Source organism: Streptomyces sp. NPDC013457 (assembly GCF_043089925.1).
In the GTDB taxonomy this organism is placed as follows: Bacteria; Actinomycetota; Actinomycetes; order Streptomycetales; family Streptomycetaceae; genus Streptomyces.
The window spans coordinates 408,833-423,788 of sequence record NZ_JBICBL010000008.1; the positions used below are offsets into that span (position 1 = coordinate 408,833).

17 protein-coding genes, 1 pseudogene and 1 riboswitch are annotated in these 14,956 nt (G+C 73.8%); of the genes and pseudogenes, 8 read left to right on the top strand and 10 right to left on the bottom strand.

What is annotated here, in order from left to right:
• Positions 1 to 11: 11 nt before the first annotated feature.
• The 3 genes and pseudogenes from ACF1G2_RS23680 (at position 12) to ACF1G2_RS23690 (ending at position 1,572) form a co-directional block, all read left to right on the top strand.
• A complete protein-coding gene (locus ACF1G2_RS23680) occupies positions 12 to 485 on the top strand; it encodes an Rrf2 family transcriptional regulator (protein ID WP_352187373.1) in 474 nt (157 codons plus the stop codon).
• A gap of 203 nt (positions 486 to 688) precedes the next feature.
• Positions 689 to 1,009: pseudogene (locus ACF1G2_RS23685) on the top strand (RidA family protein); the annotation flags it as partial.
• A 143-nt stretch (positions 1,010 to 1,152) separates the two neighbouring features.
• Positions 1,153 to 1,572 (top strand): hypothetical protein, encoded by a 420-nt coding sequence (locus ACF1G2_RS23690; RefSeq protein WP_391800145.1) that lies wholly within the window; start codon positions 1,153 to 1,155, stop codon positions 1,570 to 1,572.
• Here ACF1G2_RS23690 and ACF1G2_RS23695 read toward each other — a convergent pair.
• Entirely contained in the window at positions 1,515 to 2,054 is a 540-nt protein-coding gene (locus ACF1G2_RS23695) for a hypothetical protein (RefSeq protein ID WP_391800146.1), read from the bottom strand. The genes ACF1G2_RS23690 and ACF1G2_RS23695 overlap by 58 nt on opposite strands.
• A 157-nt stretch (positions 2,055 to 2,211) precedes the next feature.
• Here ACF1G2_RS23695 and ACF1G2_RS23700 point away from each other — a divergent pair, with 157 nt between their 5' ends.
• Complete coding sequence (locus ACF1G2_RS23700) at positions 2,212 to 3,180, top strand: ATP-binding cassette domain-containing protein (RefSeq protein ID WP_391800147.1); 969 nt, start codon at positions 2,212 to 2,214, stop codon at positions 3,178 to 3,180.
• Entirely contained in the window at positions 3,177 to 4,037 is an 861-nt protein-coding gene (locus tag ACF1G2_RS23705; RefSeq protein WP_391800148.1) for an ABC transporter permease, read from the top strand. The genes ACF1G2_RS23700 and ACF1G2_RS23705 overlap by 4 nt, the downstream gene beginning before the upstream one ends.
• 48 nt (positions 4,038 to 4,085) lie before the next feature.
• Here ACF1G2_RS23705 and ACF1G2_RS23710 read toward each other — a convergent pair whose 3' ends face one another.
• From ACF1G2_RS23710 to ACF1G2_RS23725, 4 genes are read right to left on the bottom strand one after another with little or no spacing between them, the layout of a single operon-like run.
• The gene (locus tag ACF1G2_RS23710; protein WP_391800149.1) at positions 4,086 to 4,457 is read right to left on the bottom strand and encodes a VOC family protein; all 372 of its coding nucleotides are present in this window, start codon (positions 4,455 to 4,457) and stop codon (positions 4,086 to 4,088) included.
• Between the two features lie 45 nt (positions 4,458 to 4,502).
• Positions 4,503 to 4,925: a universal stress protein gene (locus tag ACF1G2_RS23715; protein ID WP_391800150.1), complete on the bottom strand. Its 423-nt coding sequence runs from the start codon at positions 4,923 to 4,925 to the stop codon at positions 4,503 to 4,505.
• Positions 4,926 to 4,981: 56 nt separating this feature from the next.
• Positions 4,982 to 5,608, bottom strand: a complete 627-nt coding sequence (locus ACF1G2_RS23720; protein ID WP_391800151.1) for an FMN reductase — start codon at positions 5,606 to 5,608, stop codon at positions 4,982 to 4,984.
• Between the two features lie 3 nt (positions 5,609 to 5,611).
• Complete coding sequence (locus tag ACF1G2_RS23725) at positions 5,612 to 6,703, bottom strand: LLM class flavin-dependent oxidoreductase (protein ID WP_391800152.1); 1,092 nt, start codon at positions 6,701 to 6,703, stop codon at positions 5,612 to 5,614.
• A gap of 171 nt (positions 6,704 to 6,874) precedes the next feature.
• On the opposite strand from ACF1G2_RS23725, the gene cbiE reads away from it, so the two are divergent.
• Both cbiE and cobM read left to right on the top strand, forming a co-directional pair.
• Positions 6,875 to 8,125, top strand: coding sequence for a precorrin-6y C5,15-methyltransferase (decarboxylating) subunit CbiE (gene cbiE, locus ACF1G2_RS23730; RefSeq protein ID WP_391800153.1), 1,251 nt, complete (start codon positions 6,875 to 6,877; stop codon positions 8,123 to 8,125).
• Complete coding sequence (cobM, locus tag ACF1G2_RS23735; protein WP_391800154.1) at positions 8,122 to 8,871, top strand: precorrin-4 C(11)-methyltransferase; 750 nt, start codon at positions 8,122 to 8,124, stop codon at positions 8,869 to 8,871. The genes cbiE and cobM overlap by 4 nt, the downstream gene beginning before the upstream one ends.
• A 78-nt stretch (positions 8,872 to 8,949) precedes the next feature.
• Here cobM and ACF1G2_RS23740 read toward each other — a convergent pair whose 3' ends face one another.
• On the bottom strand, positions 8,950 to 9,024 hold the full coding sequence (locus ACF1G2_RS23740) for a 50S ribosomal protein bL37 (protein ID WP_099895366.1): 75 nt from the start codon (positions 9,022 to 9,024) through the stop codon (positions 8,950 to 8,952).
• Positions 9,025 to 9,125: 101 nt separating this feature from the next.
• Positions 9,126 to 10,244: a cobalt-precorrin-5B (C(1))-methyltransferase gene (locus ACF1G2_RS23745; protein ID WP_391800155.1), complete on the bottom strand. Its 1,119-nt coding sequence runs from the start codon at positions 10,242 to 10,244 to the stop codon at positions 9,126 to 9,128.
• Positions 10,245 to 10,256: 12 nt separating this feature from the next.
• On the opposite strand from ACF1G2_RS23745, the gene ACF1G2_RS23750 reads away from it, so the two are divergent.
• The gene (locus ACF1G2_RS23750) at positions 10,257 to 11,006 is read left to right on the top strand and encodes a cobalt-precorrin-6A reductase (protein WP_391800156.1); all 750 of its coding nucleotides are present in this window, start codon (positions 10,257 to 10,259) and stop codon (positions 11,004 to 11,006) included.
• Positions 11,007 to 11,055: 49 nt separating this feature from the next.
• Here the strand turns inward: ACF1G2_RS23750 and ACF1G2_RS23755 are convergent, their stop codons facing one another.
• From ACF1G2_RS23755 to ACF1G2_RS23765, 3 genes are read right to left on the bottom strand one after another with little or no spacing between them, the layout of a single operon-like run.
• The gene (locus ACF1G2_RS23755) at positions 11,056 to 12,564 is read right to left on the bottom strand and encodes a precorrin-2 C(20)-methyltransferase (RefSeq protein WP_391800157.1); all 1,509 of its coding nucleotides are present in this window, start codon (positions 12,562 to 12,564) and stop codon (positions 11,056 to 11,058) included.
• Entirely contained in the window at positions 12,561 to 13,196 is a 636-nt protein-coding gene (locus ACF1G2_RS23760) for a precorrin-8X methylmutase (RefSeq protein WP_391800229.1), read from the bottom strand. The genes ACF1G2_RS23755 and ACF1G2_RS23760 overlap by 4 nt, the downstream gene beginning before the upstream one ends.
• A 14-nt stretch (positions 13,197 to 13,210) precedes the next feature.
• Positions 13,211 to 14,743: a cobalamin biosynthesis protein CobG gene (locus ACF1G2_RS23765; protein ID WP_391800230.1), complete on the bottom strand. Its 1,533-nt coding sequence runs from the start codon at positions 14,741 to 14,743 to the stop codon at positions 13,211 to 13,213.
• A 43-nt stretch (positions 14,744 to 14,786) separates the two neighbouring features.
• A riboswitch (cobalamin riboswitch) is annotated at positions 14,787 to 14,926 on the top strand.
• Positions 14,927 to 14,956: the final 30 nt, after the last annotated feature.

A 14,956-nucleotide genomic window follows, 5' to 3' on the forward strand; every position in this document is an offset into this window, starting at 1 on the left:
AGAACATGAGGATGAACGAGGGCGTCGAGTGGGCGCTGCACAGCTGCCTCAACCTGGCCTGGATCGGGCCTGAGCGGGCGGTGACGGCGGCGCGGCTCGCGGCCTATCACGAGCTGCCCTCGGCCTACCTCAACAAGCAGCTCCAGGCCCTCTCCCGAGCCGGGATCGTCAGCTCCGTCTCCGGCCCCAAGGGCGGCTTCCGGCTGGCCCGGCCGCTCGACCGGATCACGCTCATGGACGTCGTCACGGCGATCGAGGGCCCGGAGGAGGCGTTCCGCTGCTCCGAGATCCGGCAGCAGGGGCCGGGCGCCGGACCGGCCGGGAGCTACGCGGCCGAGTGCGCGATCGCGGGCGCGATGGGGGCGGCCGAGCTGGCCTGGCGGCGGGAGCTGGCGGCCCGCACCCTGGACGACGTACGACAGCGGGCGGAGCTCCAGGCGCCCGCGGCCCCGGAGCGCATTCGTCACTGGTTCGCCAACGCCTGACGGGTCCGCGGGGTCCGCGGGGTCCGACGGGCCCACCGGGCCGTTCTCGACGCGCCCTCCCTTCGCCGGGAGGGCTTTTCAAGGGGGTAATTCTGGATGCTGGATATCCAGATCAAGGAGGTGGCGACGCGGCAAGGGGGCTGGGCCCGGGTCGCGGCCGTCACGCTCGGCATCTTCACCGTGATGACGGCCGAGCTGCTGCCGCGCCGGTCTTCATCGGCGGCCAGTACGCCTCCGACGAGACCGGCGCTCCCGTCCCCGGGGACTTCGCCGCCCAGGTCGAGCTGGCCTTCACCAACCTCCGGCGCGCGCTGGAGGGCGTGGGGCTCGGCTTCGAGCACGTCGTGCGCCTCGGCTCGTACATCGTCGACCACGACCTCGCGAAGCTGGAGGTCCTCGGCGGGGCGCTGCACGGCGCCTTCGGCGACCGGTTGCCCGCGCAGACGCTCAGCGGCGTCGCCGCGCTCGCGCTGCCGGGGATGCTCTTCGAGATCGACGCGGTCGCGGTCCGCCCGGCAGTCTGACCGCCTCCGGCCCGGCCTCACCCCGAACCGGCGGGCCCCGAGGCGCCGGCCGACGCCTGCCCCGTCCCGCCCGGTTGCGGCGGCGGGGGCTGCGGGTGTGCCCTAGAGGGTGCAAGGGGGGCGAGAGTGAAGGAGCTCCTGCCATGGCCGCACACGCAGCAATGCCCGCCCGGAGGCATCTGAGTACCCACGGCTTGGTCCTGCCCCTCACGCTGGGCTTCGCCTACGGCTTCTGGGCGGCGGCGATCGTCCGTGACGGAGGGATCATCGACTGGGGCGAGGTCGTCCTCGGCATCGTCTCCGGAGCCGTGCTCGCGGGCGCCGTGTACGCACTGCGCCAGTGGGGTCACGTCCTGCCGCGCGAGGTGCACGCGGCGGCCTGGGGCGTGCTCACCGGCTGCGCCGTCGGCTTCCTCTTCAGCCTCTCGGGCCCGAGCGTGTACTCGGCCACCGTCCTCGGCCTGGTCGTCGCCGGGGGGACCATCATCGCCGCGTTCTACTGGCTCTACACCCACGAGGACGTCGCGGCCGTGGAGCGCGCCGTGGCGCGACGGCGCCGGTAGGCGAGCGCGACGGCGGCGAGCAGCGGGGCCCACGCCGCCAGGGGCAGGTAGCAGGCCAGGAACAGGGCCTCCTGGACCGGCCCCTCGGTGTGGGTGCCCGCGGCGTCCGCGCCGATCCCGGCGACCGCCACGTACGTGTACCAGCCCGTAAGGGCGAAGAGCCCGAACGCCCCGCCCAGCGCGGCCGCGGTGGCCGCGCCGGGCGGGACGGGCCGTCCGCCGACGACGGGCAGCCGGCGCGGCAGCACCTCGCCCCAGGAGCGGACCAGGCCGAGTGTGAGGAAGGCGAGCAGCTCGGCGACGACGGTCAGCACGACTTGGAACACGTTCTGGGCGATGCCCGGGTCGCCGACGTGGGCGACGGGCAGTCCCAGGGTGAGCGCGATGCGCCAGATCCCCGAGGGGAGGACGATCAGCGGTACGGCGTGGGCGGCGAGGGCGGCCCAACGGGGCACTCCGGGAAGGACGTTCGTCTTCGGCATGTCCCGAGCGTGCCGCCGGGCCGGGGGCCGGGGCGTCGCCGTGCGGGCCCGGGCCTCTCCGCCGGACGGGGGAGAGCGGGTCGTTCTCTGGCATACGGGCCGCGTCCGTCGGAGACTGGGTGGAGCGGACCGCATCCGGCAGCCTGGAGGCACGCGCATGACCGACCTCGCCATCGAGACGGAGGGCCTGGTCAAGGTCTTCGGTACGAACCGCGCCGTCGACGGTGTCGACCTGCGTGTCCCGGCCGGCACCGTGTACGGCGTCCTCGGCCCCAACGGCGCGGGCAAGACCACCGCCGTCAAGATGCTCGCGACCCTGTTGCGTCCCGACGGCGGGCGGGCCCGGGTCTTCGGCAAGGACGTCGTCGCGGACGCCGACACCGTGCGCGGCCGGGTCAGCCTCACCGGTCAGTACGCCTCCGTCGACGAGGACCTCACCGGCACCGAGAACCTCGTCCTCCTCGGCAGGCTCCTCGGCCACAGCCGCCCCGCCGCTCGGGACCGCTCGGAGCAGCTGCTCGCCGCGTTCGGGCTGGCGGAGGCCGCCGACAAGCAGATCAAGAACTACTCCGGCGGGATGCGGCGCCGCATCGACATCGCCGCGTCCATCCTCAACACGCCCGATCTGCTCTTCCTCGACGAACCGACCACCGGCCTCGATCCGCGCAGCCGCAACCAGGTCTGGGACATCGTCTGCGCGGTCGTCGCCCAGGGCACCACGGTCCTCCTCACCACCCAGTACCTGGACGAGGCGGACCAGCTCGCCTCCCGTATCGCCGTCATCGACCACGGGAAGGTGATCGCGGAGGGTACGAAGGGCGAGCTCAAGGCCTCCGTCGGCTCGGGATCGGTGCACGTACGGCTCCGGGACCCCGAGCAGCGCCCGGAGGCGGAGCGGGTCCTGAGGGACGCCCTGAAGGCCACGGTCCAGCTCGACCAGGACCCGGTCGCCCTCACCGCCACCGTCGACGGCCACGGCACGGACCTCGGCGCCGCCGAGCAGGCGGCCCGGGCGCTGGCGGAGCTGTCGCGGGCCGGGATCACGGTCGACAACTTCGCGCTCGGCCAGCCCAGCCTCGACGAGGTGTTCCTGGCACTGACGGACAGGAAAGGAACGACGGCATGACCACCGTCACCACCGGCAAGGAAGCGGCCGACACGCTCGACTTCGTCGCCCCGAAGGCGGACGAACTCGCGGCGCTCCTCGTGGGCGGTACCCGTCCGCCGCGCCCCAGCGCGCTCTCCGCGTCGATGACCTTCGGCTGGCGGGCCATGCTGAAGATCAAGCACGTGCCGGAGCAGCTGTTCGACGTGACGGCGTTCCCGATCATGATGGTGCTGATGTACACGTACCTCTTCGGGGGCGCGCTGGCCGGCTCGGTCTCGGCGTACATCCAGTTCCTGCTGCCGGGCATCCTCGTGATGAGCGTCGTGATGATCACGATGTACACGGGTGTCTCGGTCAACACGGACATCGAGAAGGGCGTCTTCGACCGCTTCCGCACGCTGCCGATCTGGCGGCCCGCCCCGATGGTCGGCTATCTGCTCGGTGACGTCGTCCGCTATCTGATCGCGTCGGCGGTCATGCTCACGGTCGGCATGATCATCGGCTACCGCGCGGACGGCGGTGTGCCCGGCGTGCTGCTCGGTGTCGCGCTGCTGCTGGTGTTCTCGTTCGCGTTCTCGTGGATCTGGACGATGTTCGGACTGATGCTGCGCAGCGAGAAGTCGGTCATGGGCGTCAGCATGATGGTGATCTTCCCGCTGACGTTCCTGTCCAACGTGTTCGTCGACCCGAGCACGATGCCGGGCTGGCTCCAGGCGTTCGTGAACAACAGCCCGGTGACGCACGTGGCGACGGCGGTACGGGAGCTGATGGCCGGGAACTGGCCGGCGGCGGACATCGCATGGTCGCTCGGGTGGTCCGCGCTCTTCGTGATCGTCTTCGGTGCGATCACGATGCGGCTCTACAACCGCAAGTAGTCACCGCCGCAAGTAGTCACCCCCGTACGAGGTGACCGCCGTACGGGGTCACTGCCCTCGCGGGGTGGTCTGCTGGACCGCCCAGCGGTTGCCGTCCGGGTCGGCGAAGTACACGAACGAGCCCCACGGCTGGTCGTCGATCTCGCTGGTCTCGATCCCGCGCCGCTTGAGGTCGGCGTGCGCCTCCTCGATGTCCGTCACGACGACCTGCATGTTGTCGAGGGAGCCCGGCTTCATCTCCGTGATGCCCTTGCCGAAGGCGATGGAACAGGCCGAACCGGGCGGGGTCATCTGGACGAAGCGGATGTCGTCGCTGACGGGGAAGTCGTGGTCGAGATGGAAACCCACCTGCTCGTAGAAGGCCTTGGCCCGCTCGATGTCGGTGACGGGCACGCCGATCAGTTCCAGCTTGATGTCCATGAGGGCATCATGCGCCCGCCGACGGCCGGTTGCACGGCAACCGGCTCATTCGCCCCGGACCACGACCACCGGGCACGGGGCGTGCTGGGTCACCCGGGTGGAGACCGATCCGAGCAGTGCGGCCTTGAAGCCGGCGCGGCCGCGGTCGCCGACGACCAGCAGGGTGGCCCCCTCGGCCTGGTCGATCAGGGCCTGGGCCGCGTTGCCGCCGACGACCGTGCGGGTGACGCCGGCGGCGACGGACGGGTCCAGCGCCTTGGCCAGTGACTCGTCCAGGAACTGTTCTGCGAGCATCTCGGGGTTGAAGTCCGGCGGCACCCCGGGCGCGGCCGCCCAGGACGCCGGGTACTCCCACCCGATCACCGCCTGGAGGGAGTCCCCGGTGAGGGCGGCCTGGGCGGCCGCCCACTTCAGCGCCTTCAGGGACGGCTCCGACCCGTCCACGCCCACCACGATCCTGCCGGCCATGTCGACCTCCGCTCGTCGTACGGCACATCTGCCCCCGACGCCAACGTAAGAGCGGATCAATCCAGGCGCAGGTCGGCGAGCTGCCGCTCGAACGGGACGACCTCGTCCTCGTCCGCGTCACCCGCCGGGCCCCTGGCCGCGACCAGGTCCGCGAGTTCGTGGCCCGCCCGGGCGATCCGGGACGGGAGGCCGTCGGTGTACTCGTCGCCGCCCGAGCCCCAGTCCTCCGAGGCCGCGTAGACGGCCGTCGGGACGACCAGGGCCCGCAGATAGGCGAAGAGCGGGCGCAGCGCGTGGTCGAGAACGAGGGAGTGCCGGGCCGTTCCGCCGGTCGCGGCGATCAGCACGGGCGTGCCGGTCAGCGCGACCGGGTCGATCAGGTCGAAGAAGGACTTGAACAGACCGCTGTACGAGGCGGTGAAGACGGGGGTCACCGCGATCACCCCGTCGGCACCGGTCACCGCGTCGATCGCCTCCTGGAGCTGCCCCGAGGGGAAGCCGGTGACGAAGTTCTTCGCGATGTCGACGGCGATGTCCCGCAGCTCGACGACGCGGACCTCGACGATGTACTCCTGCTCGGTGAGCCGCGCCTTCGCCGCCCCGGCGAGGCGGTCGGCGAGCAGCCGGGTGGAGGAGGGGCTGCTCAGACCGGCCGACACGGCGACCAGCTTCAGGGTCTGCATGACTTACGCCTCCTGGTTCTCGGTGCCGGTGCGGGTGACGGCGGGGTGGAGCGGGGCGGTCTCGGGGACACCGGCCGGCCGCAGGTTCGCGAACTCCTTGCGCAGCACCGGCACGACCTCCTCGCCGAGGATGTCGAGCTGCTCCAGGACGGTCTTCAGCGGCAGACCGGCGTGGTCCACCAGGAAGAGCTGGCGCTGGTAGTCGCCGACGTACTCCCGGAAGGACAGGGTGCGTTCGACGACCTCCTGCGGCGAGCCGACCGTCAGCGGGGTCTCGCGGGTGAACTCCTCCAGGGACGGGCCGTGGCCGTAGACGGGCGCGTTGTCGAAGTACGGGCGGAACTCCCGTACGGCGTCCTGGGAGTTCTTCCGCATGAAGACCTGGCCGCCGAGGCCGACGATCGCCTGCTCGGCCGTGCCGTGGCCGTAGTGCGCGTACCGCCGGCGGTAGAGACGGACCATCTTCTCGGTGTGCTGCTTGGGCCAGAAGATGTGGTTGGCGAAGAAGCCGTCGCCGTAGTACGCGGCCTGCTCGGCGATCTCGGGGGAGCGGATGGAGCCGTGCCAGACGAACGGCGGGACTCCGTCCAGCGGGCGCGGCGTGGCGGTGAAGCCCTGGAGCGCGGTGCGGAACTTGCCCTCCCAGTCGACGACGTCCTCCCTCCACAGCCTGTGGAGGAGGGCGTAGTTCTCGATGGCGAGCGGGATGCCCTGGCGGATGTCCTGACCGAACCACGGGTAGACCGGGCCGGTGTTGCCGCGGCCCATCATCAGGTCCACGCGGCCGTCGGCGAGGTGCTGGAGGGTGGCGTAGTCCTCGGCGATCTTCACGGGGTCGTTGGTGGTGATCAGCGTCGTGGACGTGGAGAGGATCAGGTTCTCGGTCCGCGCGGCGATGTGTCCGAGGAGGGTGGTCGGCGAGGACGGGACGAACGGCGGGTTGTGGTGCTCGCCGGTCGCGAAGACGTCGAGGCCGACCTCCTCCGCCTTGAGCGCGATGGCGACCGTGTTCTTGATCCGCTCGTGCTCGCTCTGGGTGCGGCCGGTCGTGGGGTCGGTCGTGACGTCGCCGACGGTGAAGATCCCGAACTGCATCGTGCTCACCTCTCGCCTCGGGGGCTGTTGGTTGAATCGTAAACTATCTCGCTCAACCGCGCATCCCCGCGTCCCATTCCCGGCTCCCGTCCAGGTCGCCGGCTCCTCTTCCACGTGGGCCGGAACGCCCAGAAGCAGGGGCGGGAGGGGCCTCCCGTAGAGTTCGCCGACGTGAGTACCGTTCCTCCAGCTGCGATATCGGTCGTCGGGATCGGCGCGGACGGCTGGGACGGCCTTCCCGCGCGCTCCCGCCGCGTCCTCGGCACCGCCGAGGTCCTGATCGGCGGCTCCCGTCAGCTCGGCCTGCTGCCCGCCGCCGAGTGCCCCGGAGAGCGGATCGCCTGGCCCTCGCCGCTGCGGCCCGCCGTCCCCGGACTGTTCGCCGCCCACGGGGGCCGGCGGATCGCGGTGCTGGCCAGCGGCGACCCGATGTTCTACGGGATCGGCCGGACGCTCGTGGAGACGCTGGACCCCGAGCGCCGCGCCGGCCTGACGGTCCTCCCGCACCCCTCCTCCGTGTCGTACGCCTGCGCCCGCGTCGGCTGGGCCCTGGAGGCGGTGGAGACGGTCTCCCTGGTGGGCCGCCCCCTCGCCGCGCTCTCCGCGTCGCTGCACGACGGCCGTCGGGTGCTCGTCCTCAGCGAGGGCGCCGATACGCCCGGCGCGGTCGCGGCGCTGCTGCGGGAGAAGGGCTTCGGAGGGACCCGGATGCGGGTCCTGGAGCAGCTCGGTTCGGACCGCGAGCGGACCGTCGACGGCACGGCCGACACCTGGCCGCCGCACGAGCGGGTCGACCCCCTGAACGTCATCGCCCTCGATCTCGTCCGCTCGCCCGGCGCGCCACGCCTCGGCGCCGTACCCGGGCTGCCGGACGAGGCGTACGAGCACGACGGCCAGCTCACCAAGCGGTACGTCCGCGCGGCGACGCTCGCCGCGCTCGCCCCCGCGCCGGGGGAGCTGCTGTGGGACGTCGGCGGCGGCTCCGGCTCGATCGGCATCGAGTGGATGCGTACGGAGCGGTCCTGCCGGGCCGTCGCCGTGGAGAAGGACCCCGCGCGGGCCGCCCGGATCGCACGCAACGCCGCCGCCCTCGGCGTCCCCGCGCTGCGGGTCGTGACCGCCGCCGCACCCGGCGGCCTGGCCGGCCTGCCCGCCCCGGACGCGGTCTTCATCGGCGGCGGCCTCACCGCGCCGGGCCTGCTCGACGCGTGCTGGAACGCCCTGCCTGCGGGCGGACGGCTGGTCGCCAACACAGTGACGCTGGAGTCCGAGGCGCTGCTCGCCCGGTGGTACGGCGAGCACGGCGGGGAGCTGGTCCGGCTCGCCGTCGCCCAGGCCGTTCCGGTGGGCGGCTTCACCGGCTGGCGCCAGGCGATGCCGGTCACACAGTGGTCCGTAACGAAGGCAGGAGCTGGAGCATGACCGTCTACTTCATCGGAGCGGGCCCGGGCGCGGCCGACCTCATCACCCTGCGGGGCGCCCGCACCCTCGCCTCCTGCGGGGTCTGCCTGTACGCGGGCTCCCTGGTCCCGCGCGAACTGCTCGCCGAGTGCCCGCCGGACGCGCGGCTGGTCGACACCGCGGACCTGGACCTGGACCGGATCGTCGCCGAGATCGTCCGCGCCCACGAGGCCGGGCAGGACGTGGCGCGGCTGCACTCCGGCGACCCGTCCGTCTTCAGCGCGGTCGCCGAGCAGATGCGCCGGCTCGACGCGCTGGACATCCCGTACGAGGTCGTCCCGGGCGTCCCGGCGTTCGCCGCCGCGGCGGCCGCGCTCAAGCGGGAGCTCACCGTCCCGACGGTGGGCCAGACGGTCATCCTCACCCGCATCGCCCAGCAGGCCACGCCCATGCCGGAGGGCGAGGACCTGGCGACCCTGGGCCGCAGCGGCGCACTCCTGGTGCTCCACCTGGCGGCCCGGTACGTCGACCGGGTCGTCGCCGAGCTGCTCCCCCACTACGGCGCGGACTGCCCGGCCGCGGTCGTGGCGATGGCCAGCCGCCCGGACGAGATCGTGCTGCGGGGCACGCTGGAGGACATCGCGGGGCAGATGAAGGAGGCGGGGATCACGAAGACGGCGGTGATCCTTGTCGGCCGCACGCTGGCGGCCTCGCAGTTCCGTGACAGCCACCTCTACGACCCGGCGAGGGACCGTCACACCTGCTGAACCGGGAGCAGTGGGCCGGCGCCGCACCCCTCCAATGCGCCCGGGCCGGACACCCCGGTGGGTGTCCGGCCCCGGCTGTCAGGCGTTCGGCCGCTTGCCGTGGTTCGCCTTCTTCTTCTTGCGGGCGCGCTTCTTGTTGCCTCGCTTCGCCATGGGGCCACATCCCTCTCTCGTGGGGGCACTGCCCTCGCCAGCCTAGGTTCGGGGCTCGGGGGCCGCATCCCGTGTCCCGCGACCGGTGGGCCCGGGCGCCGTCACGGTCCCGCGGGTTCCGCTCGGCCCACCACCGTGCCCGCGCGGTCGATGCAGACGACGTCGACCGCGACCGGGGCGCCGCGCAGGACCGTCAGGGACTCGTCGCGGGCGCGGGCGGCCACCAGGTCACCGAGGGGGACGCCCGCGGCCTCGCAGAGGCGGAGGGCCGCCAGGCCCGTGTTCGCCCCGGCGATCTCCGCGGCGAGGGCCTCCGACGCACCGCCCGTGCGGGCCAGGTCCGCGAGGAAGGCCTTGTCGACCTGGGAGCGGGCCGAGTGGAGGTCCAGATGGCCCGCGGCCAGCTTGGAGAGCTTGGCGAAGCCGCCGCAGACGGTGAGGCGGTCGACCGGGTGGCGGCGGACGTACTTGAGGACGGCGCCCGCGAAGTCGCCCATGTCGAGCAGGGCGATCTCCGGAAGGTCGTAGAGCGTCGTCACCGTCTTCTCCGAGGTGGAGCCGGTGCAGCCCGCCACATGCGTCAGACCCGCCGCGCGCGCCACGTCCACGCCCTTGCGGATGGAGTCGATCCAGGCCGAGCAGGAGTACGGCACGACGATCCCCGTCGTCCCCAGGATCGACAGGCCGCCGAGGATCCCGATCCGCGGGTTCCACGTCGAGCGGGCGATCTCCTCGCCGTGGTCGACGGAGACCGTGATCTCCACGTCGCCGCCCGCGCCGTGCGCCGCCGCGACCTCCGCCACGTGCTCGCGCATCATCTGCCGCGGGACCGGGTTGATCGCCGGCTCGCCGACCTCCAGGGGGAGGCCCGGCAGGGTGACCGTACCGACGCCGGGACCGGCGCGGAACACGACGCCCGAGCCGGCCGGGAGGAGCCGTACCGTCGAGCGGACCAGCGCCCCGTGGGTCACGTCCGGGTCGTCACCCGCGTCCTTCACGACCGCCGCCATGGCGTGGTCCGCCGTCAGCTCCTCCGCCGCGAGCGCGAACGCCGGGCGGCCGCCCTTCGGCAGCGTGATCGTCACGGGGTCGGGGAAGTCGCCCGTCAGGAGCGCCGTGTACGCGGCCGTCGTCGCCGCCGTCGCGCACGCCCCGGTCGTCCACCCGGGGCGCAGACCGGTGTGCTTGAGTTGGGCGTCGCGCCCGCCGCCTGCGCTCATGAAAGGGCTCCCGTGCACGTACTCATTCTCGGCGGGACCACCGAGGCCCGCGCCCTCGCCGCGCGACTCCACGCCACCGTACGGGTCACCAGCTCGCTCGCCGGGCGGGTCGCCGCCCCCCGGCTGCCCGTCGGGGAGGTCCGGATCGGCGGGTTCGGCGGCGTGGACGGGCTCGTGGAGTGGGTGCGCGCGCACGCCGTGGACGTGCTCATCGACGCCACCCATCCCTTCGCGGAGAACATCAGCTTCAACGCGGCCCGGGCGGCCGCCACCGCCCATGTTCCCCTGCTCGCCCTGCGCCGCCCCGGCTGGGTCCCGGCGGCGGGGGACGACTGGCACCCGGTCTCCTCCCTGGAGGAGGCGGCGCGGACCCTGGACGGGCTCGGGGGCAGGGTGTTCCTGACGACCGGCCGGATGGGGCTCGCCGCCTTCGCCGACTGCCCGCAGTGGTTCCTCGTGCGATCGGTGGACGCCCCCGAGCCCCCGATGCCCGCCCGCACCGAAGTCCTTCTGGACCGGGGGCCGTTCACCCTGGAGGGAGAGCGGGAGCTGCTCGCCCGCCACGGCATCGACGTGCTCGTCACCAAGGACAGCGGGGGCGCGGCGACCGCCCCCAAGCTCGCCGCGGCCCGCGAGGCGGGCATTCCGGTGGTCACGGTCCGCCGCCCGCCGGTCCCGCGGGGCGTACCGGTGGCGGCGACCCCGGAGGAGGCCGCCGCCTGGGTGCGGGGGCGGGCGGAGGCACCTCCGCCGCGGGCGTGAAGGCCCCTTTCCCGCCTACGCCTCCGGGGGCCGCCGCGGCCCCACCCGCCTACGCCTCCGGGTAGCGCCGGGGCGTCCAGGCGATCGTGCGGCCGTCGCCGCGTTCGACCGCGCGCGTCTGGGACGAGCCGATGAGCAGCAGCGTCCGCATGTCGACCTCGGACGGCTCCAGCGTCTTCAGGGTCACCACCCGTACCGACTGCTCCGGGCCGCCCACGTCCCGCGCCACGACCACCGGGGTCTCGGGCGAGCGGAGTTCGAGGAGCAGGTCACGGGCGGCCGCCACCTGGTGCGTACGGGACTTCGAGCCCGGGTTGTAGAGCGCCAGGACCAGGTCCGCCGAGGCCGCCGCGCGCAGCCGCGCCGCGATGACGTCCCAGGGCTTGAGGCGGTCGGAGAGGGAGACGGTCGCGTAGTCGTGGCCCAGCGGGGCGCCCGCCGCGGCCGCCGCCGCGTTCGCGGCGGTCACGCCCGGGAGGACCCGTACCGGAACGTCCGCGTACCGCTCCTCCGACGCCACCTCCAGGACCGCCGTCGCCATCGCGAAGACGCCAGGGTCGCCGCCCGAGACGACCGCGACCCGGCGTCCGCGCCGGGCCAGGTCGAGGGCGAACTCGGCGCGCTCGGACTCGACCTTGTTGTCGGAACCGTGCCGGAGCTGGCCGGGACGCAGCGCCGGGACCCGGTCGAGGTACGTGGTGTAGCCGACCAGGTCGTCGGCGTTGACCAGCGCGCCGCGCGACTCCGGGGTCAGCCAGGGCGCACCCGCAGGGCCCGTGCCGACGACGACGACCTCGCCGCCCGTCTCGCGGGACTCGGGGGCGACGGCGTCGATACGGGAGGGCAGCACGGCCACCGAGAAGTACGGCACCGTCTCGGCGTCGACCTCGGAGAGGACTGCCGTACGCTCGCCCGCCATGAACGCCCGCTCCACGTAGCGGGCGTCCTCCAGCCGGCCCGCCCGCTCCAGGGCGCGCCGCACGGTCGGGAACGTGCGGCCGAGCTTCATCACGACCGCCGAGTCCGTGCCCGCGAGGCGGGCCGTGAGCTCGTCCTCCGGCAGGGTGCCGGGGATGATCGTCAGGACCTCCTCCGCCTCGCACAGCGGCTCCCCGAGCCGGGCGGCGGCGGCGCTGACGGAGGTGACACCGGGGATGACGGTGGTGTCGTAGCGGTCCGCGAGGCGCTTGTGCATGTGCTGGTACGAGCCGTAGAAGAGCGGGTCGCCCTCGGCGAGCACGGCCACCGTGCGGCCGGCGTCCAGGTGGGCGGCGAGGCGGGCGGCCGCCTCCTCGTAGAAGTCGTCGAGCGCGCCCCGGTAGCCGCCGGGGTGGTCCGTGGTCTCCACCGTGAGCGGGTACATCAACCGCTCCTCGACGTGGTCCTCGCGGATGTGCTCGGCGGCGATCGAGCGCGCGATGGAGCGGCCGTGGCGGGCGGAGTGGTACGCGATCACGTCGGCGGAGGCGATCGCCTTCACGGCGGCCACCGTCATCAGGTTCGGGTCGCCGGGGCCGAGACCGACTCCGTACAGCCTGCCGGGGGTGGTGGCACTCATGCCTGGATCTCCGCTTCGGTCGCGATGGCGTTGATCGCGGCGGCGGTCATCGCGCTGCCGCCGCGCCGGCCGCGTACGACGAGGTAGTCGAGGCCCAGGGTCTGGTCGGCCAGCGCGTCCTTGGACTCGGCGGCGCCGATGAAGCCGACCGGGATGCCGAGGACGGCCGCCGGGCGTCCTGCGCCCTTCTCGATCATCTCCAGGAGGCGGAAGAGGGCGGTGGGGGCGTTGCCGATGGCGACGACCGAGCCTTCGAGGCGGTCGCGCCAGAGTTCGAGCGCGGCGGCGCTGCGGGTCGTGCCGAGCTCGGCGGCGAGCGCGGGCACGGACGGGTCGGAGAGCGTGCACACCACGTCGTTGTCGGCGGGCAGCCGCTTGCGGGTGACGCCGCTGGCGACCATCTGCGCGTCGCAGAGGATGGGCGCGCCGGCGCGCAGGGCGGCGCGGGCGCGGGAGACGACCTCGGGCGAGTACGCGAGGTCGCGGACGAGGTCGACCATGCCGCAGGCGTGGATCATGCGCACCGCGACCTGGCTGACGTCGGCGGGCAGACCCGCCAGATCCGCTTCGGCGCGGATCGTGGCAAAGGACTGGCGGTAGATCTCCGCGCCGTCCTTCTCGTAGTCGAACATCCTGTTGCTCTCGCTCATCTCGTTGGGGTGCGGGCCGCCGCGACGGCGTGGGGAAGGTCTGTACGGGGGGTGGCGCGGCCGTCCACGAGGTAGTGGCCGTCGGCGGTGGCGACGACGTCGACCCAGGCGCGGCCCTGCGGGTGGCCGCACCGCCGCTCGCACCCGGAGAAGTGGACGGGGAGACCGCCGCGGCCGGGGGTGGCGTCGGCGCGCACGTCCGCGAGGGACTTGGCGCAGCCGGGGCGCCCGGTGCAGGCGCCGACGCCGGCCCAGGGGTCGGCGGGTCGGGTGATGAGGCCGGCCGCGTCGAGCTCCGGCAGCCGCTCGTGGGAGGCCCCGACGACGACGGCGCCACGCCAGGGTGTGAGCCGTACCTCGTCGGCGGGCAGCAGCGCCCGCAGCTGGGCGGCGGTCAGCCGCCCGAGGGGCGCGAGCACGTGCAGCGCGCGCCCGCCGAGTGCCCCGGGCACGGGCGGCGCGCGGTGCGGCAGCGGCGGTGCGGGGGTGACGGGGCGGGCGTCGACCCCGGCCCGCGCGAGCGCGGCGGCGAGGTCGAGGAGGCCGGTCCCGGCGTTCGGCGCGCCGGCCTCTCCGGCCCCGGGGGCGCCTGGGCCGGCCTCCCCGGCGCCGGGGGCGCCCGTCGGCCCGACGCTTGGCAGCCCGTTCGGGCCGGCGTCGTCGGTGGCTTCCGCTTCCGGCGCCCCGGAGCGCGGCAGTTCCTTCACGCGCCACGCGCCGTTTCCGGCGTTCTGTGCGGCGCGCAGGAACGCGTCGGCCGCGGCGAGCGCCGCTCGCGGCGCGTCGGCGCCTGCGACGCGGAACGTCTGTCCGCCGACGCACAGCAGGGCGTCGCCGGCGCGCAGCGCCGGGCCGACGCAGCCGCTCGCCGTGGATCCGGCGGGCAACGGGCTCCCGCCCGTCCTGGCTCCGGTGTCGCCGGACGATGCGCTCCCGCCCGTCCTGGCTCCGCCGCCCGACGGGCTCCCGCCCGACCCCCGGTCGGTGTCCGGCCGGGCGCCTCCTGCGATCAAGGTCACATCCGCGCCGAGCCCCGCCACGTCGCCGCGGCCGTCGTCCAGGGCGAAGAGGAAGCGGCCCGAGAGGGCCGCCGCCCAGGGGGTCGCGCACAGCAGCGCGTCCAGCTCGCGGGCCCACAACTGGGCGTCCGCGTGGCCGAGTCCGTCCAGTCCGGCCGCCGGGGAGGCGACGATGTTGCGGACCCGTTCGTGGGTGGTCGAGGGGAGAAGGCCCGCCTCCGCCAGGCGGTCCGCCAGTTCCGCGCCGCAGCCTTCGCCGAGCCCCCGCAGCTCCACGTTCCCCCGGGACGTGACCGTCACCCGTCCGTCGCCCAGGGACTCCGCCGCCGACGCCAGGACCTCGACCTGACGAGACGTCAACAATCCGGCGGGCAGGCGCAGTCGGGCCAGGCGGCCGTCGTCGGCGGGGTGCAGTCGGAGCGCCCCGGGGCAGGCGTCGCCACGGTCCCGTATGAGAGGTTCGCCCTGGTTGGGCGCAGGGGGCGTGGTGGGCGGCATGGCGGCGAGCATACCCACGTGAATCCGGGTGACCCCCCGGGCCGCCGAGCGCACGATCTACTATGCAGATCGGCATGGGGTCCCAGGACCCCGGGGAGGAAGCCCGGTGAGAATCCGGCGCGGTCCCGCCACTGTGAGCCGGGCCCCGGAAGGGGCCGGGTGAGTCAGGAACTCCTGCCGTCCACACGACCACCCGGGGCGCGGACAACCCCGAGGAAGGCCTGC

Coding starts and splice junctions, on each gene's coding strand:
- ACF1G2_RS23710 (WP_391800149.1), bottom strand. CDS start 4,457: ATGGACATCAAGCTGGAACTGATCGGCGTGCCCGTCACCGACATCGAG.
- ACF1G2_RS23765 (WP_391800230.1), bottom strand. CDS start 14,743: ATGCTCGCCGCCATGCCGCCCACCACGCCCCCTGCGCCCAACCAGGGC.
- ACF1G2_RS23705 (WP_391800148.1), top strand. CDS start 3,177: ATGACCACCGTCACCACCGGCAAGGAAGCGGCCGACACGCTCGACTTC.
- ACF1G2_RS23715 (WP_391800150.1), bottom strand. CDS start 4,925: ATGGCCGGCAGGATCGTGGTGGGCGTGGACGGGTCGGAGCCGTCCCTG.
- ACF1G2_RS23695 (WP_391800146.1), bottom strand. CDS start 2,054: ATGCCGAAGACGAACGTCCTTCCCGGAGTGCCCCGTTGGGCCGCCCTC.
- ACF1G2_RS23680 (WP_352187373.1), top strand. CDS start 12: ATGAACGAGGGCGTCGAGTGGGCGCTGCACAGCTGCCTCAACCTGGCC.
- ACF1G2_RS23720 (WP_391800151.1), bottom strand. CDS start 5,608: ATGCAGACCCTGAAGCTGGTCGCCGTGTCGGCCGGTCTGAGCAGCCCC.
- ACF1G2_RS23700 (WP_391800147.1), top strand. CDS start 2,212: ATGACCGACCTCGCCATCGAGACGGAGGGCCTGGTCAAGGTCTTCGGT.
- ACF1G2_RS23755 (WP_391800157.1), bottom strand. CDS start 12,564: ATGAGTGCCACCACCCCCGGCAGGCTGTACGGAGTCGGTCTCGGCCCC.
- ACF1G2_RS23760 (WP_391800229.1), bottom strand. CDS start 13,196: ATGTTCGACTACGAGAAGGACGGCGCGGAGATCTACCGCCAGTCCTTT.
- ACF1G2_RS23725 (WP_391800152.1), bottom strand. CDS start 6,703: ATGCAGTTCGGGATCTTCACCGTCGGCGACGTCACGACCGACCCCACG.
- ACF1G2_RS23745 (WP_391800155.1), bottom strand. CDS start 10,244: ATGAGCGCAGGCGGCGGGCGCGACGCCCAACTCAAGCACACCGGTCTG.
- cobM (WP_391800154.1), top strand. CDS start 8,122: ATGACCGTCTACTTCATCGGAGCGGGCCCGGGCGCGGCCGACCTCATC.
- ACF1G2_RS23690 (WP_391800145.1), top strand. CDS start 1,153: ATGGCCGCACACGCAGCAATGCCCGCCCGGAGGCATCTGAGTACCCAC.